We start from the raw sequence: 24585 nt of genomic DNA on the forward strand, positions 1-24585 counted from the left end.
GCGGCATGAACGGTCCTGAACGCATCACATTGGCCATGACTGGCGCGTCCGGCGCGCAATACGGACTGCGCCTGCTGGATTGTCTGGTGCAGGAGGACCGTGAGGTGCACTTCCTGATCTCCAAGGCGGCGCAACTGGTGATGGCTACCGAAACGGATGTCAGCCTGCCGAATAAGCCGCAGGCCATGCAGGCGTTTCTGAGTGAGTACACTGGCGCTGCGCCGGGACAGATCCGGGTTTACGGCAAGGAAGACTGGATGGCACCGGTTGCGTCAGGCTCTGGCGCCCCGGCGGCTATGGTTGTGGTGCCGTGCAGCACCGGGACGCTTTCGGCGATTGCCACCGGCGCCTGCAATAACCTGATCGAGCGCGCGGCGGATGTTGCGATCAAGGAACGCCGCCAACTGATTCTGGTACCGCGTGAAGCACCGTTCTCCAGCATCCATCTGGAGAACATGCTCAAGCTGTCGAACATGGGTGTGACCATCCTGCCTGCAGCACCGGGCTTCTATCACCAGCCACAGACCATTGATGACCTGATCGACTTTGTCGTCGCGCGGATTCTCAATTGCCTGGGCATCCCACAAGACATGCTGCCGCGTTGGGGCGAGCATCATCAGAACTCAACCGATGATTAAACAGGCCGCAGGCGTAGGGTTGGCGCTGGCGATGCTGAGCAGTGTCAGCGGCTGCGCCACCGTGCGCACGCTGGACGCGGCTAAGGTCGACGCGCCGGTGATTTATGCCGGTACGCGGCTCGATCTGTATGCCATGCAGGGCGGTTGCTGCGCGGTGGATAAGTTTGGTGCTGAAGCACCTAAATATCCGGCGCTGGATCTGCCCGGTAGCGCCTTGTTGGATACGCTGTTGCTGCCGCTTTCACTGGCGACAGAGTTGGGCATTGGTTTGAGTGTCAGTGGCGGGCTCTGAGGCTCTTTATGCCACTTCTGCCCAGCCTTGGTAGATATAGGCCATTGGCTTAGGGCCTTTGATATAGCGGTTGTGCAGTTCCCCAATCCGGAAACCGCCAGCTTCCAGTAATGCGCTGATATCCCGGTTCAAATGGCAACCGCCAGCAAGCGGCTTCCAGACTGGCGTCAGCCGATTCTGCCAGCGCAATATCGGCAGCTCAGGCGACTTGCCGTGTTCGCAGAACAGCAAGCGGCCACCGGGTTTGAGCACCCTGCGCATCTCTTTAAGGGCGGCGACGGCATCGGGAATGGTGCAGAGGGTGAAGGTGCAGACAATGCTGTCGAACGAGGCATCTTCGGCCTGAATCTGCCCCAGCTCCAGAGCAATCATCTCCACCGGAATACTGATCGCTGCAACGCGTTCTTTAGCGCGCTGTTGCATGGCCGCATTGGGATCGACACCGACAATCACATCGACTTTTGCCGGGTCGTAAAAGCTCAGGTTAAGCCCGCTGCCGATGCCGATCTCCAGTACCCGGCCATGGGCCTGGGGCACGATCTGCGAGCGGGCTTTCATCACGGTGCCAACACCGCAGGCATAGTCGATCAAATACGGTAGAACGTAACGGTCGTACAGGCCCATGGGCTGGCTCCGTGTTATGGCATGGTCAGGCGTGGTCGCTCTTTTTCTGAGCAGACTCTGCGACTTCTCCGGTCACACCACTGGCAACCACGCTTGCGCCAATGACTGCTGTGTTTGGTGCTGTGCTGGTGGTGATTTGGGTGACGGTTGAGCTGATGTTGCGCGTGTAGGCTGCAATCTCCACGCCTCCGCGCATGTGTGCCGATACGGTTTGCGGCGTGAGGATAGTGCGGGTGACGGTACCGGTCACTGTTTTGAACAGGTTGCCCAGAGCTGAAAAAATGGAAATGATCAGCAAGACAATGAACGGCAGTGCCAACCACATCAGGCTGAGTTTTAGTAGCCCCTCGCGGTAGGGGAGCACTTGTAGTTTGCGGCAGTAAATTACGGCAGCAAGCAGATAGATTGTGGCTAGCGCGGCGAAGGGGGCTAGGTCATCAACCTCAATCTCCAGAATGGTCCTGCACAGAAATACGCCATAAAAGATCAGGCTGAGCTTCAAGTCAGGCCAGAGGTTTTTCAGGCTGCCCAGAGTCCGTTTGAGGTTGTAGATAACAAAACCGAGCAGGATGAGCCAGCCCACAACAGGGATAAAAGCCAGTGCCAGTATGGCGAATGACAGTAGTAAGGCTTTGAAAATTCCGTGGTGCAGGTCTTTATGGAAAATGTAGTAAATGAAGTAGCCGAGCCCGACAGGCCAGACAATCAGCAACGGAAACATTGCTGTTTCGGAAGGTAGGCTAAAGCTGAGAATACCAACTGCGACCATCAAGCTTAGGTACAGGTATCCGCGCTGATTCATGCTGACTCCTGGCATTTTTTTATTGTTCGAAGGGCTGTGCTGATTTCACTCAGCTCTTGTTGATCTGACAGTTTTTTATTAGCTCTCGCCAGCGTCTTCGTCGTCTGGCTGGTCGTTGTTGTCGCCGCTGAACGCTTCGAAGCATTTGATCCGGTGCTGGGCATCAGCACCTGCTATCAGCCAGCTATCACTGTCGGCGTCGTATTGAGCGGCGAGCACTTGCGCCAGGCTGAACTTCCATTTGCGCAGGTTGCGCCCGTCCATGCATTCGATACTCAGCAGCGGTGTTTCGCTGGTGCTGGATGAGCCTGCCGCGTGTTGTTGCAGCTGTTCTTCGTCCAGATCAAATTGCCAGGCATGCAGCTCGTCAATTTCCAGCATGTCGGTGTTGAGCAGGGCGTCGAGCAGGGTGGTTGTGGTCATAACGTGTCTTTACTTCTGTTAGCGGCCGAGACGGCGCAGTTGGTCTGATTCGATAATGCGGGTGCCATTGCCTTCTTCCAAGGCCAGGCGCCACATGGCGCGGGCCAGGACGCCAGCGCTGATTCCCCGGTATTTGCCGGGCAGCAGCCGGGACAACGGGGCCAGCAAGCGTTCGCCAAGACGATACTCGCGACGGGGGCCGATCAACAGAGACGGACGGACGATGGTCAGTTGTGGCCAGCCTTGGGCTTGCAGTGCCTGTTCGACCTCTCCTTTTACGCGGTTGTAGAACACGCTGGAGGTGCTGTTGGCGCCGAGTGCGCTGATCACGATCAGGTGCCGGGCGCCCAGCTCCCGTGCACGCTGTGCAAAGGCTACGACCAAGTCGTAATCCACCGCGCGAAAGGCTTCTTGTGAGCCCGCTTGTTTGATGGTCGTGCCCAGGCAGCAAAAGGCGACCTCTACCGGGCCGCTGAGTTGTGGCAGTACGTGCAGCAGCTCGCCGGTGGGGTTGTGCAGGTGAGGGTGGGGTGCCAGTGGGCGGCGGCTGGGGGCTACGACCTTGGTGATAGTGGGTTCGTTGAGCAGGCGGTCGAGCAGGTACTCGCCGGTCAGCCCGCTGGCTCCGGCAATTAGAATGTGCTGGGGCGTCAGGTACATGGCTCGCTTACTCCGTCGGGCACTTAACTGTCTTATCTTTGAGCATAGGGCTACTGCTGAGTTTCCGCTTCGCCTAGTGCTTGTTCAGCCTGATGCTCGCGCAGTTTGTTCCATTGTGCGATGACCGCCTTGGCCGGCCAGATTTGTGGCTCGGAAGGTTCGAAGTCATCAGCCTGTTCACGTTCGGCTACACGGGCTTTGGCAAGATCAAAGGCGCGTTGCAGGTCATCGGTCTCTTGCAGCGCTTCGGCAAACAGGGCGCGGCCGAAATAGGTGAAGTCGTTTTCTTCCGAGCAGCCGAATGACACTCGGTCGGCGCGGGCTGCGGTCATCACCAGGGTCTTATCGTCTTTCACCACAGGGATAAAGCCACCGGAATAACAGGCTGATATCACCAGCACTTTGTAGCGGTCTTTCAATGGTTTGAGCAGGTCTGCCAGCTGGCTCGCCGGCAAGTCGTTGAGTTGCAGGCGCGGCTGGTCGAGGTTCAGTTCGTGCTCGGCGGAGCCGTGGCTGGTGAGGTAGATAAAGATCACATCTTCGGGCCCGCTGCGTTCGGCCAGTGCTTGCAGGCTACGGCCCAGACTGGCGGCGGTGGCCAGTGGGCGGTCGGCGAGGTGGTCACGATGGTTGGTTAGGCTGATCAGGCCATGGGCTGAAAAACGGTCTTCTAAGAGTTTGCCGACGTAATCCGCCTCACGCATAAACACGCTCTGTTTGCCGTCACCAGCCAGGGTCAGTGCGTAGAGTTCGATGGCCTCAGTGGAGGCGGGCAAGGCGGCGATTTCTTTATCCAGTAGGCGGCCTTGTTCGAGCAAGCCGACTTCCAGCGGGTCGGGTAGCGCGTTGCCTTGGGCGTCGTTTACGCGACGGCCCCGCAGCCAAGTGCCACTTTCCTGCGTGCCGTCTGCCAGGGTCAAGGTGCCTTGGCCCTGATAGCGGCCGTAGAAGAAGTGACCTTCGTACTGGCTGCCGTCAGCCAGGTTCAGTTTGCCTTCACCGTGATAACGCCAGTTTCTGAATTGGCCTTGGTAGCGCTCTCCGTCCACGCCAATGAATTCACCTTTGCCGGTAAAACTGCCTTCGCTGAACTGGCCGCTCCAGACTTGCCCATCGGCACTCTGGAAACGTCCTTTGCCATTGAACTGGTGATTGCGGAATTCACCGCTGTACAGGGTGCCGTCCTGCCCTTTGTAGCTGCCCAAGCCATTAAGTTGAGCATTCTTGAATGTGCCGATGTATTGGTTGCCGTCTGCGTCGGTCAGGATGCCCTGGCCATCGGGCTCATCATTTTTGAACTGGCCCTGGAAGCTCTCACCACTCTTCCATTGCAGCTTGCCTAGCCCCTGATAACGCCCTCGGCGGAATTCACCACGGTATTCGCTGTGCTTAGTTTTGAGATGGCCTTCACCGTGGGCGTCACCTTCGAAGAAACTGCCCTGATAGGTGCTGCCATCGGCATAGGTCATCAGGCCTGTGCCATGGGGCAGGCCATCCTTGAATTCGCCTAAGTACGTTTCACCGTTGTTTTTGTGCCATTCGCCGTTGCCGTTGAACTGGCCGTCCTTAAAGGTACCGGTAAAGTAGCTGCCGTCCTTGTAGTCGATCCGCCCTTTGCCTTGTAACAGCCCATCGACCACCTCGCCACGGTAGCGTCCGCCATCCGGCAGTACGGCATCAGGCGGCAGCAGGGGTTCTCCATCGCCACAGGCAGTCAGCAGAACGGCAAAGGTTAGCGGGGCCAGGGGGGCAAAAAAACGCATGGTCGTCGTCCGATGAGAAGTGCGAGGGTAAGTATGCCTTAAGGATTTCCCGGTTGGGGTATAGATCAAAGTGGGAGCGGAGGGCATTCGTGGCTGAAACCACTCCTACAGCCGTTCTATATCATCTGTAGGAGCGACTTCAGTCGCGAATTCGACAGGGTTATACGAAGCAGAGGGTAAGTGGCTCAGCGATGTAGGCGGGCTTTTCCGAGCCTTCAATTTCAAGGACGGCTTTGGCTTTTAGCAGCCACTGACCTGGGCTCTTTTCAGTCACGTCGGTCAGGGTGAGGCCAAGACGAACTTTTGAATTGACCTTGACCGGTTGGATAAACCGTACGCTGTCCAGGCCGTAGTTGACGGCCATTTTGAGCCCCTGCGGAACGATCATGATGTCTTCCATCAGTTTCGGGACGAGGGACAGGGAGAGAAAACCGTGAGCGATGGTGCTGCCAAACGGGGTGAGTTTGGCCTTTTCTGGATCAACGTGGATGAACTGGTGGTCGCCGGTGCATTCGGCAAACTGGTTGATGCGCTCTTGGTCAATGATTAACCAGTCGGAACGCCCCAGTTCTTTACCAACGTAGCTGGCGAGTTCAGCGGTGGGCACTGATTTCATGGTTTCTCCTTGAAGACGTCTTTTTTGTTTATCGTCAAATCCTGAAGCGGCTAGATCACCATGCTGTGCAAGCAGGGTCAAGGGTCTTGCCGTTTGGGCAAAACCTTCGACTTACGACCAATGAAGTCCCTCAAATCGGGCCTTTGCGGGGGGGATAGGCCTATAATGCGCCGACTTATGGCGTCAATCATAAGAATCGGAGATACCTCATCATGCTGTTACGCGGCCTTACTTGGCTGGTGTTGTGCCAATTACTTGGTACAGCGCTGAATGTCTTGCTGCTGCCGATGTTGCCCGGTCCAATCCTGGGTATGGTGCTGCTCTTTGCTTTTCTATTGTTCCGGGGCGAGGTCTCTGAACCCTTGCAGCAAGCTTCCAATAGCCTGCTGAAATACCTACCACTATTGCTAGTGCCACCGGCTGTCGGGGTAATGGCCTATGCCGAGCCTATCGCCAGAGGGTTCTGGCCATTGGTCGGTGCTCTGGGCTTGTCGCTGGTGGTGTCTCTGGTGTTTGTCGGATGGCTGATGCAAAAGTTGATTAACCGCCAACAGCGCAAGGAGGACGTATGAGCCTGGAGTGGCAGGCCGCATGGGATGCGGTCATCCATCATCCACTGTTTGGCGCCGGGATCACTTTGGGGGCGTTTCAGTTGGCTTTAGCCGCCTACGAGAAAACCCGCTTGGTGTTCCTGCAACCGGTGCTGGTGTCGACGCTGGTCATCATTGGGGTTCTGCTGGCTTGTGGGCTGACCTTTGACGAGTACAGGGGCAGTGCCTCGGCTCTCACGTTGTTCCTAGGCCCGGCTACTGTGGTGCTGGCGGTACCTCTGTACTTGAATTTGCGGCGGATTCGTCAGCTGTTTTGGCCGGTGGTGATTACCCTACTGGTTGGTGGCTTTTTTGCCACGTTGCTGGGGATCGGCCTGGGGCTGCTGTTTGGCATGGATACCACGTTACTGATGAGCATGGCGCCTAAGTCGGTGACCTCACCCATTGCCATGTTGGTGGCGGAGGAGATCGGCGGGATTGCCGCATTGGCAGCGGTGTTTGTGATGTTGACCGGTATTCTTGGGGCCATCGTCGGGCCCTCCCTGCTCAAGCGTTTTGGTGTGACGCATCCGGCTGCAATTGGCCTGTCGCTGGGTATTACCGCCCACGCGGTGGGTACGTCACGGGCTTTGCAAGAGGGGGAGGAGTGCGGCGCCTTTGCGGCACTGGCCATGAGTTTGATGGGTGTGATGACGGCTGTGCTGATGCCGTTGGCGATCCTGCTGTGGTGATGAGGAGGCTACGTGATACTGCCACTGTTTCCGCTTAATACCTTGTTGTTTCCCGGCTGTATCTTGGACTTGCAGCTGTTTGAAAAACGCTACTTGGACATGATCAGCCGTTGTATGCGCCAAGGTGAAAGTTTTGGTGTTGTGTGTATTTTGCAGGGGCGTGAGGTGGGCGAGGCTGCGTCACAGTTTTCTGCAATTGGCTGCGAAGCGCTGATCCGTGACTTCGAGCAGTTACCCAATGGCCTGCTGGGGATTCGCGTAGAGGGCGGCCGCCGCTTCCGTGTTGAGAAAGCGCAGGTGTTGCCGGATCAGCTGACGGTTGCCGAGGTTCAGTGGCTGGATGAATTGCCTGAGCAGCCGTTGGGGCTGGAGCACGAAGATTTGGTCGCCCTCCTGCGAGCACTGACGGCACACCCGATGGTGAAGTCGCTGGGAATGGATCGTGATTTAAGTGGGCAGTCCGCCCTGGCGAATCAGCTTGCCTACCTGTTGCCACTGGAGTTGCCGCATAAGGTGCAATTGCTGGAAATGGATCAGGCCGACCAGCGCTTGCACCTGCTACAAGAGGTTGTGCAACAGATGCAGGAGGGGGCTTAGTCTCCGCACTAGAAATGCTTGCACTGGATCATGGCTCGTTAAAAATGGTGAAGAACGTTCTTCTTCACTCGTAAATTCGAGGGCGGGTCGAGTTCGTTCCTCACCGTTTTTGACACCAGCTGATCTGCGCTTGGAAGCTTTTAGAACAGCACTAGTAGCGGTACAGCATCAGTCCAGACGAATACTCCCAGGTGCTGATTCCGCCCAGCAAGGCCAGCACCGCTGGGAGAATCAGCCACCAGACTTTTGCTGGCAGTGCCTGCATTGGTGTGCGCCATTGCACAATGGCCAGTGTGAGCGCACAGATGCAGCCAGCCAGCATTGCGCCAGCAATGATATCGGTTGGCCAGTGAACGCCCAGATAAACCCGCGATATAGCAATCGCTCCGGCAGGAATGCAGGCCAGCAGCAACCAAGTAAGACGCATGCGCGGTGGTTGCGCGCGTCCGGCCAAAATCCCTATGACCAAAAAGAACGCAAATGCGGCAGAGCTGTGTCCGCTGGGAAAGCTATAACTGGAAAGAGGCTCCAGCAGGACATCAGGCCGGGCACGGCTGAACAGGTGTTTCAACAGGCCATTGGCCAACGCTGTTCCAAGGGTTGCGCCGGCCGCTAAGGCAAGGGCGCGCCATTTGCGGGCAATCAGCAGCATCAAACTCAGCAACACAGCCGCAGTAAGCTGGGTGTGGAAATCGCCTAAGCGGGTGATCAAAACCATGAGCTTATCGAGGGACTCAGTCCGCTGCTCTTGAACGACTGCCATGAGGCCTTGGTCAAGATGGCTGAGTAACGGCCAGGTGCTCATCAGGGCAACCAACAGAGCCAGGCTTGCGATTGCCGACAGCAAGCTGGCATGGCGTTGAGCGCGCATGCTGCCCTGTATGCTCAGGCCCACCACTACTGCTACGCCTGCCGCTACAGCACCGGCCTGTAGCCAGAAGCCTTCTGGCAGGGGCAGGCGCAGAGCTGCACCAGTGGCCCAGCCCGGCAGCATGTAGGCAATCGCCCATCCGGCCGCTGCAATCAGGCTCACGACGATAAAACGCGGCAAGGGCATGTTAAGCATGCCTGCCACCATCGGCAGCATAGGCCGAAGGGGGCCGATATAGCGGCCGACTAACAGGCTGGCGACCCCGTAACGGTTGAAATAAACCTCAGCAGAGGTCAGCCACTGTGGGTGGTTACGCAAAATGGGCAGGCGCCGGATGTCTTGGTGAAAATAGTGGCCAATGGCATATGAGAGCGCGTCGCCCAGCAGGCCGCCAAGATAGGCCAGCAGCAGTGTTTCCCACAGGCCCAGCGCACCGTTACCAGCCAGAACCGCGACTGCAAACATAAGGATGGTGCCGGGGACGATAATCCCAGCAATCGCCAGGCATTCCACACAGGCGATCAGGAATATGGCCAGACCTAGCCACTCCGGATTGGCTCCAAGCCACTGAGTCAGATTATCGAGCCATTGGCTCATTTGCGGCACCTTCAGGTTAGTAAGTGATAGTCCTTGCCAGCCACCTGTCCACGTCGCAGCGGGTTGCGTGTACAGAACTGTGCGTACTGTGCATCTACAAATCGGTAAGGCAGGTGTTCATCCCGGCCATGGGGAATTCCCAGGCGTGGACACTGCACAATGAGGGTCGGGTATTGACCGACATCCTCGACAAATAGTTTCTCCGGATCAAAGCGCTGGGCATCCCACTGCGGCACTTTTAAGCCTAGCGCTTTACAGAGCAATGTTTGACCGTTACAGAGTTTTTCTAACGCTCTTGGACGACCCTGTGCGTCTGGGTTGTTGGCTTGCATCAGTGCCAAGCTTGCTGCGCCACTGTGCTCATCCTGAAAAGGAAACGCGGACTTGATCAGCACAGCATTACCAGGCCCTTGCGCACTGAAGTTCAGGGAGTCGCCACCGCGGGCGTAATACATATAAATGTGTCCGCCATCCATAAACAGCGCCCGGCGTTTATGGGTAAAGCCTAGGGAGGCATGGCTGCCCTTGTCTTCTAAGTAATAGGCCTCGGTCTCAATGATGCGTGCGCTGAGCCAGAGATCGCCCTGCTTGTGGCGGATCACTTTGCCGAGAAGCTCGCGGGCAACCAGACAGGCATCGCGATTGAAGAACGCATCCGGCAGCGCACGGTTATTTGGCCAGGGCAAACTAAGGTTAGGTTTAGCGGGCATTGGGTGGGCTGCTCGTAGCGCGGAGATTAGGCTCTGAGGATGACCATAATAAGGCCCTGACCCATGTCCAGGCGAGCCCGGGCGAACAGCGCGCGCATCAGCCCTAGGGCGCGCTTTGCCGGTTATAGCTGATATCGACACAACCTGTCCGATCCTGCTCTTGTCACGCCCTTCGGCCGTTTTGCATATAGAGTGTTGTTGGGGACTGGTGCCTCATCCGGGCCGCTCACCTGCTGCATTTCTGCGACAAGCAAGCCATTACTGCAAGTGTGATTTCAATGCTGATCAGGTGTTCGACCCGGCTGCGCAGCAGGGTAATCAGAGCGGCCTGCTGCGCATGGTTGAGTCAGTTACGTAAGGAGAATCAGGCAGGTTTTAGGGTTTTCTCGTATACCGATACCCCATCAAGATCCCGCAGGGTAACCGTGAGTTCGCCGCTCTGTGCCTGGATATTCACCTCGCCAAAAAATTGGAAACCGGCAAACGGTGAGGTATTCGCTGCGGGTGGTGCTTTCTGGAAGATCAGTTGCGGGCCGAAGGTGCCATCAAGCTCGTTGGGGCCGAAGCTCCCTGCGTTCAACGGGCCTGCGACAAACTCCCAGAAGGGTTCGAAGTCCTGAAATGCGGCTTTGTTCGGGTCGTAATAGTGGGTCGCGCAGTAGTGCACGTCGGCGGTGATCCAGACATGGTTGCGCACCTTGTTGTCACGCAGGAAGGTAAGCAGTTCGGCAATCTCCACCTCTCGGCCCTGAGGCTTGCCGGAATCGCCGTTGGCGATGGCTTCCCACCGTGGTACGCCGGGACTGACTTCACCGTCCGGCACGTTCAGCCCGATGGGCATATCAGCGGCCACTACCTTCCACTGAGCTTTAGAGTTTTTCAGGCCCATTTTCAGCCAGTCCAACTGCTCGCGTCCGAGGAACGGCTTTAGTTCGCCGAGGTTGTCGTCGTTCGGGCTGCGGTAGCTGCGCATGTCCAGTACGAACACATCCAGAAGTGGTCCGTAGCTGATCTTGCGGTAAATCCGGTTTTCGCCATCGGCACTGGCAAGGCGCATGGGTGCGTATTCGAGCCAGGCTTGGCGGCCCCGGTTGACCAGAGTGCGGATGTTTTTTTCGGTATAACGCTCATCCAGCTCTTTGCTGTCGGACCAGTTGTTGACGATTTCGTGGTCGTCCCACTGCCAGATCTGCGGGACTTCAGCGTTAAAGCGGCGCAGGTTTTCGTCCAGCAGGTTGTAACGGTAATTGCCGCGGTAGTCGTCCAGTGTTTCGGCGACTTTGCTTTTGGCTTCGGTGGTGATGTTGCGCCAGGTGCGTCCGTCTTCCACGGTAATTTGCGCGGGAACGGGGCCGTCTGCGTAGATGGTGTCACCACTGTGGATAAAGAAGTCGGGCAGGCGCCGGCGCATGGCGTCGTAAATTCGCATGCCACCTACGTCTGGATTGATGCCGAAGCCCTGGCCAACAGTATCGCCACTCCAGACAAAGCGAATGTCACGGGGTTGGGTAGGAGCGCTGCGTAAGTGGCCAAACCAAGGTTCGCTACTGGCACCGCTGCGGGCATCAGTGAAGCTAACGCGATAGAAAATGGACTGGTCAGCAGGTAGACCTGTCAGTTCAACCCGTGCGGTAAAGTCGCTTTCGGCGGTTGCCAGGGCTGAGGTAACCCGGCGTGGGTTGCCGAACTGGCTGCGGGTATCCCACTCCACCACCATGAAGGCAGGTCGGTCACAACGGCTCCATATGATGGCCCGGTCGGCCAAAATGTCGCCGGATTGCACACCGTCGGTGATTCGCGGTCGCTCTTTATCGGAGAGTATGACTGCCGGGGCTATCCCGGGCAGCATTAAGCCTGCCCCGGTAAGTTGTAGTAGGTGGCGTCTCCCCAGAATAACGTTGCTCATGGTTACGTCCTGTAATTGGCGGCACCGTAACCTAGCCTGTTGATATGGAGGTTATGTGACAGCGCAGGGCGTTTGAGCAGCTGCTGGGGAGAGGGCGGAGGCAGCCATGGCGCCTCCGCTAGGTGGTCAGCGCAGCGGACCGTACTCAGCAGGTACCCAAGCGTAGGCTTTGCCTTCGGTGCGTACGTGGCCGATGCCCGGGAAGGGTAGGTGCGCTCCGGCAATCCACCAACCGTTTGCGGCAGCTTTTTTCAACATTTCTGTGCGGGTTTTGATGGCTTGGGTTGAGTCCACATCAAACTCCATGGACACTTCGGGGTGCTGCATCTGCACGGTGGCCGAGTGAACAATGTCCCCCCAGATCAACAAGCTCTGCCCGCCGGACTCTAGTAGGAAAGATGTATGACCTGGAGTGTGGCCGTGAGAAGGAATGACATGCACGCCGGGGAACAGCTCATCGCCCTCTTTAAATGTGTTGAATTTGTCGGAAGATTTATAGGGGGCTACTGATTCATGGGCCATTTTGAACAAGCCCTTACCAGCTTCGGGCGCAGCCAGTGCCACTTTCTCGTTTAACCAAAAACCAGCATCTTCTTGTGATGCCAGCACGGTCGCATTGGGGAAGGCTGCTTTACCGTCAGCCGTAGCTATCCCACACAGGTGATCAGGGTGCATGTGAGTCAAGAGGATTGTGTCCACATCACCTGCTTTGTAACCGGCAGCTTCGATGTTTTGCACAATGTTGCCCAGCGTGGGGCCAAAGCATTTAGCGGCCCCTGCATCAATCAACACCAGTCTGTCTCCGGTTTGAATTAGGTAGGCGTTAACCGCTGTTTGGAAGCCAGGATCGGTATTCTGGTAGTTGCTCTTCAGCAGGGTTTCGATTCGCTTGCTATCCAGCCCTTTAAGTACTGAGGGGGCGAGTTCTACGTAACCGTCGTACAGGGCTGTGACGGTTGTTTCGCCAATGGCTTGGCGGAAGAAGCCTGGGGCTTGTGTGGTCTGCGCAGCGGGGGCCGCCTGTACAGATGAGATGCCTGCGGCAGTCATGGCGCCCAAAGCAACCGCCATAAACAGGTGACGTAAAGGTTTGTGGATCAGTGAGGCATGCATTGAAAACTCCTGAGAGACAGTTAGCTGCTTAGGTGTGATCAGCAGATTTACTGTCCGTAGCGAGTGGCGTCAACGCATCGGAGGAAATTATCTGTAGCTATATAAGAACGGGGGGGGGCAGTGGCTGCAAGATGATGGGCCGGTCACGTCCATGTGGCCGGTTACTTGACTGAAGTTAGAGAGCTAATGCGCCTTCTACTTCCTGGATTTTGCGGCGGGCCAAGGCCAGGTTGGCTTTGTTCTTGTCCAGTACGTAGTAGATAAACACGCCTTCAGATGAGGCAAGCGGACGAATGATGTGGTACTGCTTGCCTAGGGTAATGAGCATGTCCTCGATTACATCATTGAGGTTGAGGGACTTCATGGTCTTGATCTTGGCGCGCACCACCTCGGTATTACCTGCTGCTGCCAGCTCCATGTCCACGCCTGATCCTGCTTCCCCCAATAACATGCCACTGTTGGCGTCCACCACGGCTGATGCCAGTGCACCGTCGAGTTGCAGAAGTGCGTTAAGGGATTCTTGGATAGTTGCCATTGTTATTCTCCATTGCGTGTTAACAGGTTATGCATACCGGGCTACACGACGGCCCGGGATGATTCAGCTTGCCTTTGACACGCGTGCAACCGCGCGTTTGGCGAGATAAAGGACTTGCCCGAGTACTTCGTTGCGGGCAGCTACCAGGTTCAGGATCATCGGGTATTGGGGGTGGGGGATATCGATGATCACGACATAACCCTCATCCGCTTCAACCACGACGTTTTGGTATTGGCCGATTTCGCTTTCAACACCCACCATTGACCCGAGGGCGGAGATAGAGCAGGCCATGGCGGCAAGTTTGGAAACGTCCACGCCTGCTTTGGCGCGGGCGGCGACTTCAAAACCATCGGAAGTGGCGATAACGCCAGCGCTCAGTCCAGAGAGTGCTTGCATCAGTTCGTCGAGTTCCGTCTCGGCCAGTTTTTGCAGGCGATGGAACAGTTCGGGGTGTGCAGCGCTGAGTTGAGTCATGCCTGGGGTACCTGATGTTCGAGTTGTAAGAGGAGGAGATCGAGCAGGGCCAGTACCTGTGTTTTGTCGCGCACGTCAGCGCTCAGAACAGGGCAGATCACGCCGTGTTCGGCAAGGCACTTGGCGTAGCCATCCAGCTCACTGTGGGCGTCTGCGGCAATCCGTCCAACCGCTACGACACAGCCAGTCCGGGCGATCAGCTCAGCGAAGTTGGTGAGGTAAATGGACAGGTCGGCGACAGGATCTGGGCGGCTGTGATCAAGCAAGATGATCAGGCCCAAAGCGCCCTTGGCGAGGATTTGCCACATAAATGAAAAACGCTGCTGCCCCGGCGTTCCGTACAACCGCAGTTGTTCTCCGCCGGGCAAGGTCAGCTCACCGTAGTCGAGGCCGACGGTGGTTTTTTCCTTGAGCAGGCTGGGGTCGTTATTTTGTACGTCAGTAATGACAGGGGGAATTTCACTGATCGCGGAAATTGCTGTGGTCTTCCCTGCACCCATCGTCCCTGTAAAGAGGATCTTATATTCAGTCATTACTCGTTCGCCTGACGTTAGGAAAGGCCCAGGTGCGCCCGCAGGCGGGCAAAAAAACCTTGGGGAGCGCTTTCGCTTTTGGGTTTATCGGGTTGGCTTTCTTCCAGCAGCAGGCCCGCACTGTTAAGGCGTTGGAGAAAGTGATGGCACTGCGTCGTAGAAAGCCCGCTGCGTTCGCTAAGTTCTGCACAGCTGAGGGCCCTAGCCCCCAATAGTGTTGCCAAACGCAGGTGGGCCGGGTTGTGGCCGAGTACGTCGTGTGGGGGCCAGCGAGTGAGCTTGTAGGCTGGCTGCGCAGCTACGTTTGTGTCTGCCTGGGGCTGGTTGAGCAGCTTGGCTACTTGCTCTAGGCGTTCGAATACTTCGTTGGCGCGCAAGGGCCAGTGCACCGACAGGCCTTGGTTATCTGTCTGTTGGTAGGCAATCCGCAGAATGGCTCGGGCAGGGCGCTGGGCTGGCTTATTGTCGTGACCATCCACACCCAGGACTAGCAGGTCTGCCTCGCCCTCTTCGACATGTTGCCAATGGTGGTGAGTACGACCTGCCAGCAGACCGACAATGGACTTGAACACCACCTCGTCACGCAAGTTGAGGTGCGCGAAAGCGTAGGTGTAGTTATCCCTGTTATTCAAAGGCGGCATTGGTTGTCCTCCGTGCCTGTTGCTTCAAGGCCGGTTTGCCAATGCCAAGTCAGAGCCCAGTTCATCCTGTATACCCCTGCTCAAAGGGAGGCCACCTGGGTTCTGACGGCAGAAGAGCTGAGCTGTCTCAGCTTTATCCAGGCAACCCCGCTGTCATAGCCTTTGAGGCTTTAGATCGGTGGCTTTGCGTCCCTGGTTTTCACGCAGGTTTGCTTTTGTCTGAAAGGAGACTAGTTGGTCGTGGGAGACCAGCAAACACACTTTGGTGGACTGTCGGTGAGTGGTGTGACTATCGTCCCATTTTTGCGAAATTCAGCTGCAGAGCCAGAAGTTTGTGCTATAGCGCTGAGGAAGTAACTGAGAGGCTCGGCTCGCAGTGGGGTATGAGGCGCATCTTTAGTGACCCATCCAGAACAGGATGAGTGTCAGGCTGGCGATGGACAAAACCGTGGACAGGAGTATGGCGCGGGAGACTACGCCGGCTTCGCGATCATAATGTTCTGCCAGCATGAACGGGCCGGTCCCGGTGGGCAGGGCGCTGAGTAAAACCGCAGCCTGCGCCCATACCAACGGCAAGTGAAAAACCTCAAAGGCCAAGTACCAGGTGAGTAATGGCTGGCCAATCAGCTTGATGACCACCAGCGGCCATGCGCCATGGGTGTTGCCCTGTTGTTTTTGAGCAAGGAACAGGCCGAGAGAGATCAACGCGCAGGGCGTTGTGGCGGTGGCCAGCATATCCAGCAGATGCATCACAGGCTCCGCCAGCCCTAGCCCAGTAGCGGCCCAGCAGCCGCCTGCGATGGGGGATACCACCAGTGGGTTTTTGGCCAATGCCTTGGTCACTGCCAGTGTGGCTCTGCCGATGTTTTTCTCATCCTGTAAACCCACCTCAATACACACCACTGAGAGGGAAAACAGCAGACAGACCACGATCAGCGATGCGATCAGCGCAGGTTCAAGTCCGTCCTGACCGAACACCAACAGGCACAAGGGGATGCCGATGTAACCCGTATTGGCGTAGGAGGCACTAAGACCATCGAGGCTGGCTACCACCAAAGTGTGGCGGCGTGTTAGGCGCCAAATCAGCGTGGCGAAAAAAATCAGCAGGCAACTGGCTGTTACGCTGATAACAAATCCCGGTTGCCAGATTTCAGCCCAGGTTGAGGTGGCTGTGACTTTGAATAGCAGTGCTGGCAAACACAGCCAGGCCACCATGCGGTTCAGTTCAGAAGCGGCGCGCTCGCCCAGTCGGTTGGTTTTGCGGCAGATATAGCCCAGCAGAATGAGGGCGAAAATCGGCAACACGACAGCAAAAACGGTATGCATCAGCGGCTCTGGAGCAAGGGGATGGCAGAGCTTAGAGCTGCACCGGGCATCAGTCCAACAGTTGTTAGTGTGTCGTGATAGGCGGGTTGCAATGTTGTAAGGCAGCAGGACAGTGTTGGCTTGATGTGAGTTTTGGGTGCTCGTGCTGGTGTTGCCGAGTGCTGATATGAATGGGGGTCATACCACCTGCCGCGCAGTGCTGGGCTTGGAAGCCCGTGACCGGTATACTCAACCACTTTTTTCAATTCCCAGATCTGCCGAAAACATGACAGAGTCAGTGCTCGACTATATGACCCGCCTGGGCCAGGCGGCCCGCAGTGCCTCCCGTGTGCTGGCGCGTGCCAGTACCGCCCAGAAAAACCGCGCGCTTCAGGCTGCTGCGGCTGCATTGGATGCTGCCCGTAGTGAACTGGTGCAAGCTAATGAGCTGGATCTAGCGGCCGCCCGTGCTAATGGCTTGGAGCCTGCTATGGTGGATCGTCTGGCGCTGACTCCAGCTGTCATCGATTCCATGATCGAAGGCCTGCGCCAAGTGGCGACCTTGCCCGATCCGATTGGTGAAATCCGCGATATGCGCTACCTGCCCTCCGGCATTCAGGTTGGCAAAATGCGCGTGCCACTGGGGGTAATCGGCATCATTTATGAGTCCCGCCCTAATGTCACCATTGATGCGGCAAGTCTGTGTCTGAAATCAGGTAACGCCACTATCCTGCGTGGCGGCTCAGAGGCCATCCACTCTAATCAGGCGATTGCCCGCTGCATTCAGCAGGGCCTGTCTGAAGCGGGTCTGCCTGCGGCTGCCGTTCAGGTGGTGGAAACCACTGATCGCGCCGCAGTAGGCGCGCTGATCAGCATGCCGGAGTTTGTTGACGTCATCGTTCCCCGTGGCGGTAAAGGCCTGATCGAGCGTATCAGCCGCGAAGCCAAAGTGCCGGTGATCAAGCATTTGGACGGTGTCTGCCACGTCTATATCGATGTGGCTGCTGATCTGGATAAAGCAATTCGCGTGGCCGACAACGCCAAAACCCAGCGCTACTCACCTTGCAACGCCATGGAAACCCTCCTGGTGCACCGTGATGTCGCCAAGGCAGCATTGTTACCTCTGGCAGCGATTTACCGCGAAAAGGGTGTGGAACTGCGTGGTGATGTAGCGACCCGCGAGCTTCTGGGGGCTGATGTACTGGAGGCCACCGAAGAAGACTGGGCCGCCGAGTACAACGCCCCAATCCTGTCGATTCGCATTGTTGAGTCGCTGGATGAGGCGATTGAGCACATCAACCGTTATGGTTCCAAGCACACGGACGCGATCATCACCGAGAACTTCTCGGATGCTCGGCGTTTCCTCACTGAAGTGGACTCCTCGTCAGTGATGGTCAACGCATCTACCCGTTTTGCTGATGGTTTTGAATATGGCCTGGGCGCTGAGATCGGTATTTCCACCGATAAGCTGCACGCCCGTGGCCCGGTTGGCCTGGAAGGGCTGACCAGTGAGAAGTACGTTGTGTTTGGCGACGGACATATCCGTACCTGATGAGCACAACAAGCCAATCCCGGCGCATCGGGCTGCTCGGTGGCACATTTGATCCTGTGCACATCGGGCATTTGCGTAGCGCCGTTGAAGTGGCGGAGGCGCTGGAGCTGGACGAGTTACGTCTGATTCCCAGTGCACGTCCACCGCACCGAGCGACACCACAGGTCAGCGCTCAGCAGCGTCTGGACATGGTTGAGCTGGCGGTGGCGAACAGCCCCGTACTGAGGGTGGATGACCGCGAGTTGCTGCGCGAGAGACCGTCCTACACGATCGATACCCTGGAGTCTGTTCGGGGTGAGTTGGCCGCAGAAGATCAGTTGTTTCTGCTGTTGGGCTGGGATGCCTTTTGTGGCTTGCCCAGTTGGCATCGTTGGGAAGAGTTGCTGCAGCACTGCCATATTTTGGTGTTGCAGCGGCCTGATGCTGATACCGATGCCCCTGAGGCGCTGCGCGATTTACTGGCAGCGCGCAGTGTTGGTGATCCGCAGGCTCTGAGTGGGCCAGGCGGGCAAATTGCATTTATCTGGCAAACGCCGCTTGCGGTGTCGGCGACCCAGATACGCACCTTGTTAGCTGAAGGGAAGTCTGCGCGCTTCCTCGTGCCAGACACGGTTCTGGCCTATATCAATAACCACGGTCTGTACCGTGGCATGAAATGAACATGAGGCAATTGAGTTAATTATGACAAAGGCAACTGTAGCGGGCGAAGCGCTGGTCAAGCTGGCCATCGACGCTCTGGAAGACATTAAGGCCCAGGACATCACTACCATTGATGTGCGCGGCAAAACCAGCATCACTGACTTTATGGTGATCGCCAGCGGTACTTCCAGCCGCCACGTAAAGTCGTTGGTCGACAACGTGCTGGAAAAGGTCAAAGAGCAGGGCGTGCGTCCCCTGGGCAGTGAAGGCCTGGATACCGGTGAGTGGGCGCTGTTGGATCTGGGTGAGGTGGTCGTCCATGTGATGCTGCCGACCGCTCGCCAGTTCTACGACCTTGAGCGCCTGTGGCAGGGTGCTGAACAGAGCCGCGCCCAGTCGGCGGGTGAAGGCGAGCAATAAGAAGGAAACGCCTCCGTGCGGATCAAACTGATTGCTGTTGGCTCACGCATGCCGCGCTGGGTCGAGGAAGGTTGGCAGGAGTACGCCAAGCGCATGCCTGCCGAACTTGCACTCGAGCTGGTTGAAATCCCCCTGACCACCCGTGGCAAGAATGCGGATGTAACCCGCATGATTCGCCAGGAAGGCGAAGCCATGCTGAGTAAGGTCGGGGCGGGGGAACGCATCGTCACCTTAGAAGTCCAAGGGCGACCATGGAGCACCGAGCAACTGGCGGTGGAACTGGACAAGTGGCGCCTGGATGCGCGAACTGTCAACCTGATGGTAGGCGGCCCGGAAGGGCTGGCGCCTGAAGTACAGGCACGCAGTGAACAGCGTTGGTCGCTGTCTCCGCTGACTCTGCCGCACCCGTTGGTGCGGATTTTGATAGGCGAGCAGATTTACCGGGCCTGGACGGTGTTGTCCGGTCATCCATACCACAAGTAATCAGCCCAACCGATGCCACAGCCGATTCGCCTCAAAGACCACGAAAAGGATGCACTGCTGATCCGCAAGCGCGCGATCGTCGGGGCCGGCATCGTGCTTTTGCTGACGATGGTGTTGTTGGCCAGGATGTATTACCTGCAAGTGGTGCAGTACGACTACCACACCACGCTGGCAGAGAATAACCGCATCCATGTGCAGCCAATTCCGCCCAGTCGCGGGCTGATTTTTGACCGCAATGGCGTGATTATCGCCGACAACCGCCCGAGTTTCAGCTTGACGCTGACCCGTGAGCGGGCCGGTGACTGGCATCATGTGCTGGACGTGATTGTTGAAGTGCTGGAGCTGGGGGCGGAAGACCGCGCTTTGTTCGAGCGTCGGGTCAAGCAGGGGCGTCGTCCCTTTGAGCCTGTTCCTGTGCTGTTTGAACTGACGGAAGAACAGATTGCCCGGATTGCGGTAAACCAATTCCGTTTGCCGGGTGTCGAGGTGGCCGCACAGCTGGTGCGGCATTATCCGTTGCGTGAGCATTTTGCCCATTCCGTTGGCTACGTCGGGCGGATCAACGAGAAAGAACTAAAAGAGCTAGATGCCGTTGAATACAGCGGCACCCACCATATCGGCAAAACCGGTATTGAACGTTTCTACGAAGCTGAGCTGCATGGGCAGGTCGGTTATGAGGAAGTCGAGACTAACGCCCGTGGTCGGGTTCTGCGGGTGCTCAATCGTACAGAGCCTAAGTCTGGTAAAGATATTACCCTGACCTTGGATGTACGTTTGCAGGAGGCAGCCGAAGCGGCTTTGGGCGGGCGTCGCGGTGCTATTGTCGCCATTCAGCCACAAACCGGTGAGGTTTTGGCGATGGTCAGCCAGCCGAGTTTCGATCCCAATCCCTTTGTCACGGGGATCGGTTTCAAGGCTTATGCTGACCTGCGTGATTCCATTGACCGCCCGTTGTACAACCGTGTGCTACGGGGGCTGTACCCGCCAGGCTCAACCATTAAAGCCATGGTGGCTGTTGCAGGCCTGGATGCGGGCATTGTAACGCCGCAAACCCGCGTGTTTGACCCTGGTTACTTCCAGTTGCCCAACAACACCCACAAGTACCGTAACTGGAACCGATCTGGTGACGGCTGGGTGGATATGGACTTAGCCATTGCCCGCTCCAATGACACCTACTTCTATTCCCTAGCTCATAAAATGGGCATTGATCGCCTTCACGACTACATGAGTCGTTTCGGCTTTGGTCAGCGGGTTGCGTTGGATATGTTTGAAGAAACCGGTGGTCTCATGCCATCCCGTGACTGGAAGCGGGCTCGTTACCGCCAGGCATGGTTCCCCGGCGAAACCGTCATCCTTGGGATTGGTCAGGGCTATATGCAGGCTACCCCTTTACAGCTAGCTCAGGCCACTGCGCTTTTGGCTACAGGCGGCAAGTGGATTCGTCCCCATCTGGCCAAGGATATTCAGGGTGAGAAACCTGTAGACCCGAATCCGATGCCAGATATTGTGCTGCGCGACCCATCCTTCTGGAACTATGGCCGTAAAGGTATGGAGTCTGTGGTGCATGGGGCGCGTGGTACGGCGCGCAAAGTCGGTGACTCGGCTGTCTACCGAATGGCAGGTAAGAGTGGTACGGCTCAAGTCGTGGCCATTAAACAGGGCGAGAAGTACGACCGGAATAAACTGGCTGAGCGCCATCGCGACCATGCGTTGTTCGTTGCCTTTGCGCCTTTCGATAACCCCCAGATCGCCGTTGCTGTGATGGTTGAGAACGGCGAGTCCGGCTCTGGTGTGGCCGGGCCCGTGGCTAAGCAGGTGATGGATGCCTGGTTGCTGGATGAAAACGGTCAACTCAAGCCTGAGTTCGCTCCCCCTGTCGAACCTGGAGTGACCCAGCCATGAGCAATAATTTCGACCGCAATCTTTCCAATGAAGACTTGGTACGCCGCCGGGCTACTCTGCTGCAGCGGTTGCACATTGACGGCATCCTCATGCTGCTGCTGATCATCTTGGCTGTCGGAAGCTTGCTGGTGCTGTATTCAGCCAGTGGTAAGAATCTTGATCTGGTGATGAAGCAGGCAAGTTCGTTTGGCCTTGGTTTAGTCGGCATGCTCATCATCGCCCAGTTTGAGCCGCGCTTTATGGCTCGGTGGGTGCCTCTCGCTTACGGGGTGGGGGTTGCGTTGTTGATTGTGGTGGATGTGATGGGCCACAACGCCATGGGGGCGACGCGCTGGATCAATATCCCCGGCGTGATCCGCTTCCAGCCCTCGGAGTTCATGAAGATCATCATGCCAGCGACCATCGCTTGGTATTTATCCAACCGTAGCCTGCCACCGCGTCTTAAGCACCTGTGTGTGGCCGTGGCCATGATTATCACGCCATTTGTGCTGATTCTCATGCAGCCCGACCTCGGCACCTCGCTGCTGATTTTAGCTTCTGGCGGTTTTGTGCTGTTCATCGGTGGGTTGCAGTGGCGTTGGGTTGTTGGGGCGGTCGCTGCAGTGGTGCCGATTGCCATTGGCATGTGGTTCTTTGTGATGCACCAGTATCAGAAGCAGCGGGTGCTGACTTTCCTTAACCCGGAGAGCGATCCGCTGGGCAGCGGCTGGAACATCATTCAGTCCAAGGCGGCCATCGGTTCTGGCGGTGTAATGGGTAAGGGCTGGTTGCTCGGGACTCAGTCTCACCTCGACTTTTTGCCCGAGAGCCATACCGACTTTATTATTGCGGTTCTGGCTGAGGAGTTTGGCTTAGTAGGCGTCTGTTTGTTACTGCTGGTGTACCTGCTGTTGATTGCCCGGGGGCTGGTGATTACCGTGCAAGCACAGACGCTGTTCGGTAAGCTGCTCGCCGGAGCACTTACCATGACCTTCTTTGTCTATGTGTTCGTCAATATCGGCATGGTCAGTGGCCTGTTGCCGGTGGTTGGAGTGCCGCTTCCCTTTATCAGCTATGGCGGTACTTCGCTGATTACGTTATTGGCAGGCTTTGGAATTTTGATGTCCATCCACACACATCGTAAGTGGATGACACAGTCTTGATTGGGGTTAGTAGATCAATGCAAAACATGCGCGGTTGGATAGGACGTACAGCACCCTGGTTGATGTTGGCGGGGGTGTGCGCAGCAGTTCAGCCGGTAAGCGCCGGGGACTATGACAAGGCTCCGCTGACAACCGAATTTGTCAGTGAAATGTCCCGTGATTACGGATTTGCCGCCGAACAGCTCGAGCAGCTGTTTACCAAAGTTGAGCGCAAACAGGCGATTCTGGATGCCATCTCTCGTCCAGCCGAGAAGGTTAAACCCTGGAAAGACTATCGTCCGATCTTTATTACCGATGCCCGTATCAAACGCGGCGTGGAGTTCTGGAAGAACAACGAAGCGGCCCTGAGTCGTGCTGAGACCGAATACGGCGTGCCTGCCCAATTCATTGTGGCCATCATCGGTGTTGAGACCATGTACGGTGGTAATACCGGCAGCTACCGGGTGATGGATGCACTTTCTACCTTGGCTTTCGATTATCCGCCGCGCGCACCGTTCTTTCGTAAGGAGCTGCGAGAGTTTCTCCTGCTGACGCGTGAGGAGCAGGTCGATCCGTTGTCGCTGACCGGCTCATACGCAGGTGCCATGGGACTGCCGCAATTTATGCCGAGCAGCTTCCGTGCATACGCAGTTGATTTTGACGGCGATGGCCATATCAATATCTGGAACAACCCGACGGATGCTATTGGCAGTGTTGCCAACTACTTCAAAGTGCATGGCTGGCTGCCGGGCGAAGCCGTGGCTAAAGTTGCTGCTGTCAGCGGCGAGCGCGTCGACGAGGGCCTGAGTCCGGCTCTGGACCCAGTGAAGAATGTTGGTGAGTTGCGTGAGCTGGGCTGGAATACAGCAGAGCCGCTCAGTGATGACATGCCTGTAACGGCGTTCCGCTTGGAAGGAGCTCAAGGTGCTGAGTACTGGCTGGGCTTGCCTAACTTTTTTGTGATCACCCGCTACAATCGCAGTGTCATGTATGCGATGGCGGTCAATCAGCTGGCGGAACTGCTGGTTGAGGCCCGGGGTAATAATTAATGAGTAAGTTGCCATTCAAATTGGCCGTGTGCGGTAGCTTGGCACTGATGCTAATCAGCTGCTCATCGCCAAAGCCAAAAACCGTACAGCCGGTGCAGCAGGGTGGCGGCATTTCTGGGCCTTCTGATTTTGATCGTCCGCATAAGGATGGTGCCCCGTGGTGGGATGTGGATGTATCGAAAATTCCAGATGCCGTCCCTATGCCGCATTACGGCCCTGTAAAGGCAAGCCCGTATACAGTATTTGGTAAACAGTACTATCCCATCTCCGATGCTCGGCGCTACGTCGCTGTGGGTCCGGCCTCTTGGTATGGCACCAAGTTCCATGGCCAGGCTACCGCCAATGGCGAAACTTACGATTTGTATGGAATGACCGCTGCACACAAAACACTGCCTCTGCCGAGTTATGTACGGGTGACCAACCTGGAAAACGGCAAAACGGCCATTCTGCGTGTGAATGACCGTGGGCCGTTCTATTCGGACCGGATTATTGATCTGTCCTTTGCTGCTGCGAAGAAGCTTGGTTATGCCGAAAGCGGTACCGCACGGGTGAAGGTAGAAGGGATCGATCCGAGTGAGTGGTGGGCTCAACAGGGTCAGCCGGTGCCAATGGTTCTGGCTGCACCAAAGTCGACCCAGACAAGCACTGTTGCACAGGTCACGCCACAGCCAATCAGTCAACCGCTGGAAACTTACACTCCACCGGTGCAGCAACATGCAGCGGCCGTATTACCAGTCCAGATCGACTCAAAAAAAAACGATTCACTCGGAGCGTCTGGCCTGTATCTCCAAGTGGCAGCCTTCGCCAATCCGGACGCTGCGGAGCTCCTGAAAGCCAAACTGAGCGGGACGGTGAGTGCCCCGGTGTTCGTCAGCTCAGTGGTGCGAAACCAGCAGATTTTGCACCGGGTTCGCATGGGGCCGGTGAGCAGCCAAAGCGAGGCTGAGCGTCTGCAAAGCAGTGTGAGGTTGGCCAATCTTGGGGAGCCCAAGTTGGTTAAACCGGATTAATGGCACTTATTTGATATCAGCTGGACT

The 24585-nt window shown here is 56.8% G+C and carries 28 protein-coding genes and 1 riboswitch; of the genes, 13 read left to right on the plus strand and 15 right to left on the minus strand.

Translation table 11 applies throughout. The features are described 5' to 3' along the window. Window positions 1-5: 5 nt before the first annotated feature. Both ubiX and WG219_03885 read left to right on the plus strand, forming a co-directional pair. Window positions 6-638 carry a flavin prenyltransferase UbiX gene (gene ubiX, locus WG219_03880; protein WXL26628.1) on the plus strand — a complete coding sequence of 211 codons (633 nt, stop codon included), beginning with the start codon at window positions 6-8 and terminating at the stop codon, window positions 636-638. After that, window positions 631-930: a YceK/YidQ family lipoprotein gene (locus tag WG219_03885; GenBank protein ID WXL26629.1), complete on the plus strand. Its 300-nt coding sequence runs from the start codon at window positions 631-633 to the stop codon at window positions 928-930. Before ubiX ends, WG219_03885 begins: the two co-directional genes overlap by 8 nt. 6 nt (window positions 931-936) lie before the next feature. Here WG219_03885 and WG219_03890 read toward each other — a convergent pair whose 3' ends face one another. The 6 genes from WG219_03890 to WG219_03915 form a co-directional block, all read right to left on the minus strand. After that, entirely contained in the window at window positions 937-1554 is a 618-nt protein-coding gene (locus WG219_03890; protein ID WXL26630.1) for a class I SAM-dependent methyltransferase, read from the minus strand. A gap of 25 nt (window positions 1555-1579) precedes the next feature. Beyond that, window positions 1580-2356: a hypothetical protein gene (locus WG219_03895; GenBank protein ID WXL26631.1), complete on the minus strand. Its 777-nt coding sequence runs from the start codon at window positions 2354-2356 to the stop codon at window positions 1580-1582. 78 nt (window positions 2357-2434) lie between these two features. Next, a complete protein-coding gene (locus tag WG219_03900) occupies window positions 2435-2779 on the minus strand; it encodes a DUF5629 family protein (protein ID WXL26632.1) in 345 nt (114 codons plus the stop codon). A gap of 18 nt (window positions 2780-2797) precedes the next feature. Next, a complete protein-coding gene (locus tag WG219_03905; GenBank protein WXL26633.1) occupies window positions 2798-3439 on the minus strand; it encodes an oxidoreductase in 642 nt (213 codons plus the stop codon). Between the two features lie 50 nt (window positions 3440-3489). Further along, on the minus strand, window positions 3490-5202 hold the full coding sequence (locus WG219_03910; protein ID WXL26634.1) for a C13 family peptidase: 1713 nt from the start codon (window positions 5200-5202) through the stop codon (window positions 3490-3492). A 160-nt stretch (window positions 5203-5362) separates the two neighbouring features. After that, window positions 5363-5818 (minus strand): MaoC family dehydratase, encoded by a 456-nt coding sequence (locus WG219_03915; protein ID WXL26635.1) that lies wholly within the window; start codon window positions 5816-5818, stop codon window positions 5363-5365. A gap of 212 nt (window positions 5819-6030) precedes the next feature. Between WG219_03915 and WG219_03920 the strand changes: the two genes are divergently transcribed. The 3 genes from WG219_03920 to WG219_03930 are packed head-to-tail and all read left to right on the plus strand — an operon-like array spanning window position 6031 to window position 7697. Next, window positions 6031-6390: a CidA/LrgA family protein gene (locus WG219_03920; protein ID WXL26636.1), complete on the plus strand. Its 360-nt coding sequence runs from the start codon at window positions 6031-6033 to the stop codon at window positions 6388-6390. Between the two features lie 2 nt (window positions 6391-6392). Further along, window positions 6393-7100 carry an LrgB family protein gene (locus tag WG219_03925; GenBank protein WXL27932.1) on the plus strand — a complete coding sequence of 236 codons (708 nt, stop codon included), beginning with the start codon at window positions 6393-6395 and terminating at the stop codon, window positions 7098-7100. A gap of 12 nt (window positions 7101-7112) precedes the next feature. Continuing rightward, window positions 7113-7697, plus strand: coding sequence for an LON peptidase substrate-binding domain-containing protein (locus WG219_03930; GenBank protein ID WXL26637.1), 585 nt, complete (start codon window positions 7113-7115; stop codon window positions 7695-7697). 151 nt (window positions 7698-7848) lie between these two features. Here WG219_03930 and WG219_03935 read toward each other — a convergent pair whose 3' ends face one another. From WG219_03935 to WG219_03975, 9 genes are all read right to left on the minus strand, one after another. Then, window positions 7849-9165 (minus strand): bifunctional DedA family/phosphatase PAP2 family protein, encoded by a 1317-nt coding sequence (locus WG219_03935; protein WXL26638.1) that lies wholly within the window; start codon window positions 9163-9165, stop codon window positions 7849-7851. 11 nt (window positions 9166-9176) lie between these two features. Then, the gene (locus tag WG219_03940) at window positions 9177-9875 is read right to left on the minus strand and encodes a DNA-3-methyladenine glycosylase (protein WXL26639.1); all 699 of its coding nucleotides are present in this window, start codon (window positions 9873-9875) and stop codon (window positions 9177-9179) included. 364 nt (window positions 9876-10239) lie between these two features. Then, window positions 10240-11781 (minus strand): alkaline phosphatase D family protein, encoded by a 1542-nt coding sequence (locus tag WG219_03945; protein ID WXL26640.1) that lies wholly within the window; start codon window positions 11779-11781, stop codon window positions 10240-10242. 126 nt (window positions 11782-11907) lie between these two features. Next, on the minus strand, window positions 11908-12894 hold the full coding sequence (locus WG219_03950; protein ID WXL26641.1) for an MBL fold metallo-hydrolase: 987 nt from the start codon (window positions 12892-12894) through the stop codon (window positions 11908-11910). A 175-nt stretch (window positions 12895-13069) separates the two neighbouring features. Beyond that, window positions 13070-13429 (minus strand): hypothetical protein, encoded by a 360-nt coding sequence (locus WG219_03955; protein WXL26642.1) that lies wholly within the window; start codon window positions 13427-13429, stop codon window positions 13070-13072. Between the two features lie 63 nt (window positions 13430-13492). Continuing rightward, window positions 13493-13903, minus strand: coding sequence for a hypothetical protein (locus tag WG219_03960; protein WXL26643.1), 411 nt, complete (start codon window positions 13901-13903; stop codon window positions 13493-13495). Next, entirely contained in the window at window positions 13900-14436 is a 537-nt protein-coding gene (locus tag WG219_03965; protein ID WXL26644.1) for a GTP-binding protein, read from the minus strand. The genes WG219_03960 and WG219_03965 overlap by 4 nt, the downstream gene beginning before the upstream one ends. Before the next feature lie 17 nt (window positions 14437-14453). Continuing rightward, window positions 14454-15077 (minus strand): winged helix-turn-helix domain-containing protein, encoded by a 624-nt coding sequence (locus WG219_03970; protein ID WXL26645.1) that lies wholly within the window; start codon window positions 15075-15077, stop codon window positions 14454-14456. Window positions 15078-15214: 137 nt separating this feature from the next. Continuing rightward, window positions 15215-15301, minus strand: a riboswitch (cyclic di-GMP riboswitch). Between the two features lie 172 nt (window positions 15302-15473). Further along, the gene (locus tag WG219_03975; protein ID WXL26646.1) at window positions 15474-16403 is read right to left on the minus strand and encodes an AEC family transporter; all 930 of its coding nucleotides are present in this window, start codon (window positions 16401-16403) and stop codon (window positions 15474-15476) included. 265 nt (window positions 16404-16668) lie between these two features. Here WG219_03975 and WG219_03980 point away from each other — a divergent pair, with 265 nt between their 5' ends. The 8 genes from WG219_03980 to WG219_04015 are packed head-to-tail and all read left to right on the plus strand — an operon-like array spanning window position 16669 to window position 24558. Continuing rightward, window positions 16669-17934 carry a glutamate-5-semialdehyde dehydrogenase gene (locus WG219_03980; GenBank protein WXL26647.1) on the plus strand — a complete coding sequence of 422 codons (1266 nt, stop codon included), beginning with the start codon at window positions 16669-16671 and terminating at the stop codon, window positions 17932-17934. Beyond that, the gene (gene nadD, locus WG219_03985) at window positions 17934-18593 is read left to right on the plus strand and encodes a nicotinate-nucleotide adenylyltransferase (GenBank protein ID WXL26648.1); all 660 of its coding nucleotides are present in this window, start codon (window positions 17934-17936) and stop codon (window positions 18591-18593) included. Before WG219_03980 ends, nadD begins: the two co-directional genes overlap by 1 nt. A gap of 22 nt (window positions 18594-18615) precedes the next feature. After that, a complete protein-coding gene (gene rsfS, locus WG219_03990) occupies window positions 18616-18993 on the plus strand; it encodes a ribosome silencing factor (GenBank protein WXL26649.1) in 378 nt (125 codons plus the stop codon). 15 nt (window positions 18994-19008) lie between these two features. Continuing rightward, on the plus strand, window positions 19009-19476 hold the full coding sequence (gene rlmH, locus WG219_03995; protein WXL26650.1) for a 23S rRNA (pseudouridine(1915)-N(3))-methyltransferase RlmH: 468 nt from the start codon (window positions 19009-19011) through the stop codon (window positions 19474-19476). Window positions 19477-19488: 12 nt separating this feature from the next. Beyond that, window positions 19489-21378: a penicillin-binding protein 2 gene (gene mrdA / locus WG219_04000; protein WXL26651.1), complete on the plus strand. Its 1890-nt coding sequence runs from the start codon at window positions 19489-19491 to the stop codon at window positions 21376-21378. Beyond that, window positions 21375-22520, plus strand: coding sequence for a rod shape-determining protein RodA (gene rodA, locus WG219_04005; protein WXL26652.1), 1146 nt, complete (start codon window positions 21375-21377; stop codon window positions 22518-22520). Before mrdA ends, rodA begins: the two co-directional genes overlap by 4 nt. 17 nt (window positions 22521-22537) lie before the next feature. Beyond that, a complete protein-coding gene (mltB, locus tag WG219_04010) occupies window positions 22538-23548 on the plus strand; it encodes a lytic murein transglycosylase B (GenBank protein WXL26653.1) in 1011 nt (336 codons plus the stop codon). Beyond that, window positions 23548-24558, plus strand: coding sequence for a septal ring lytic transglycosylase RlpA family protein (locus WG219_04015; protein WXL26654.1), 1011 nt, complete (start codon window positions 23548-23550; stop codon window positions 24556-24558). Before mltB ends, WG219_04015 begins: the two co-directional genes overlap by 1 nt. Window positions 24559-24585 lie beyond the last annotated feature (27 nt).

Origin of the sequence: Pseudomonas mendocina (assembly GCA_037482215.1) — a bacterium.
GTDB lineage: Bacteria > Pseudomonadota > Gammaproteobacteria > Pseudomonadales > Pseudomonadaceae > Aquipseudomonas > Aquipseudomonas mendocina_E.

What these genes read in the sequence shown, in the direction of transcription:
- ubiX (WXL26628.1), top strand. Translation starts at nt 6, where the DNA reads ATGAACGGTCCTGAACGCATCACATTGGCCATGACTGGCGCGTCCGGC.
- WG219_03885 (WXL26629.1), top strand. Translation starts at nt 631, where the DNA reads ATGATTAAACAGGCCGCAGGCGTAGGGTTGGCGCTGGCGATGCTGAGC.
- WG219_03890 (WXL26630.1), bottom strand. Translation starts at nt 1,554, where the DNA reads ATGGGCCTGTACGACCGTTACGTTCTACCGTATTTGATCGACTATGCC.
- WG219_03895 (WXL26631.1), bottom strand. Translation starts at nt 2,356, where the DNA reads ATGAATCAGCGCGGATACCTGTACCTAAGCTTGATGGTCGCAGTTGGT.
- WG219_03900 (WXL26632.1), bottom strand. Translation starts at nt 2,779, where the DNA reads ATGACCACAACCACCCTGCTCGACGCCCTGCTCAACACCGACATGCTG.
- WG219_03905 (WXL26633.1), bottom strand. Translation starts at nt 3,439, where the DNA reads ATGTACCTGACGCCCCAGCACATTCTAATTGCCGGAGCCAGCGGGCTG.
- WG219_03910 (WXL26634.1), bottom strand. Translation starts at nt 5,202, where the DNA reads ATGCGTTTTTTTGCCCCCCTGGCCCCGCTAACCTTTGCCGTTCTGCTG.
- WG219_03915 (WXL26635.1), bottom strand. Translation starts at nt 5,818, where the DNA reads ATGAAATCAGTGCCCACCGCTGAACTCGCCAGCTACGTTGGTAAAGAA.
- WG219_03920 (WXL26636.1), top strand. Translation starts at nt 6,031, where the DNA reads ATGCTGTTACGCGGCCTTACTTGGCTGGTGTTGTGCCAATTACTTGGT.
- WG219_03935 (WXL26638.1), bottom strand. Translation starts at nt 9,165, where the DNA reads ATGAGCCAATGGCTCGATAATCTGACTCAGTGGCTTGGAGCCAATCCG.
- WG219_03940 (WXL26639.1), bottom strand. Translation starts at nt 9,875, where the DNA reads ATGCCCGCTAAACCTAACCTTAGTTTGCCCTGGCCAAATAACCGTGCG.
- WG219_03945 (WXL26640.1), bottom strand. Translation starts at nt 11,781, where the DNA reads ATGAGCAACGTTATTCTGGGGAGACGCCACCTACTACAACTTACCGGG.
- WG219_03950 (WXL26641.1), bottom strand. Translation starts at nt 12,894, where the DNA reads ATGCATGCCTCACTGATCCACAAACCTTTACGTCACCTGTTTATGGCG.
- WG219_03955 (WXL26642.1), bottom strand. Translation starts at nt 13,429, where the DNA reads ATGGCAACTATCCAAGAATCCCTTAACGCACTTCTGCAACTCGACGGT.
- WG219_03960 (WXL26643.1), bottom strand. Translation starts at nt 13,903, where the DNA reads ATGACTCAACTCAGCGCTGCACACCCCGAACTGTTCCATCGCCTGCAA.
- WG219_03965 (WXL26644.1), bottom strand. Translation starts at nt 14,436, where the DNA reads ATGACTGAATATAAGATCCTCTTTACAGGGACGATGGGTGCAGGGAAG.
- WG219_03970 (WXL26645.1), bottom strand. Translation starts at nt 15,077, where the DNA reads ATGCCGCCTTTGAATAACAGGGATAACTACACCTACGCTTTCGCGCAC.
- WG219_03975 (WXL26646.1), bottom strand. Translation starts at nt 16,403, where the DNA reads ATGCATACCGTTTTTGCTGTCGTGTTGCCGATTTTCGCCCTCATTCTG.
- WG219_03980 (WXL26647.1), top strand. Translation starts at nt 16,669, where the DNA reads ATGACAGAGTCAGTGCTCGACTATATGACCCGCCTGGGCCAGGCGGCC.
- nadD (WXL26648.1), top strand. Translation starts at nt 17,934, where the DNA reads ATGAGCACAACAAGCCAATCCCGGCGCATCGGGCTGCTCGGTGGCACA.
- rsfS (WXL26649.1), top strand. Translation starts at nt 18,616, where the DNA reads ATGACAAAGGCAACTGTAGCGGGCGAAGCGCTGGTCAAGCTGGCCATC.
- mrdA (WXL26651.1), top strand. Translation starts at nt 19,489, where the DNA reads ATGCCACAGCCGATTCGCCTCAAAGACCACGAAAAGGATGCACTGCTG.
- rodA (WXL26652.1), top strand. Translation starts at nt 21,375, where the DNA reads ATGAGCAATAATTTCGACCGCAATCTTTCCAATGAAGACTTGGTACGC.
- mltB (WXL26653.1), top strand. Translation starts at nt 22,538, where the DNA reads ATGCAAAACATGCGCGGTTGGATAGGACGTACAGCACCCTGGTTGATG.
- WG219_04015 (WXL26654.1), top strand. Translation starts at nt 23,548, where the DNA reads ATGAGTAAGTTGCCATTCAAATTGGCCGTGTGCGGTAGCTTGGCACTG.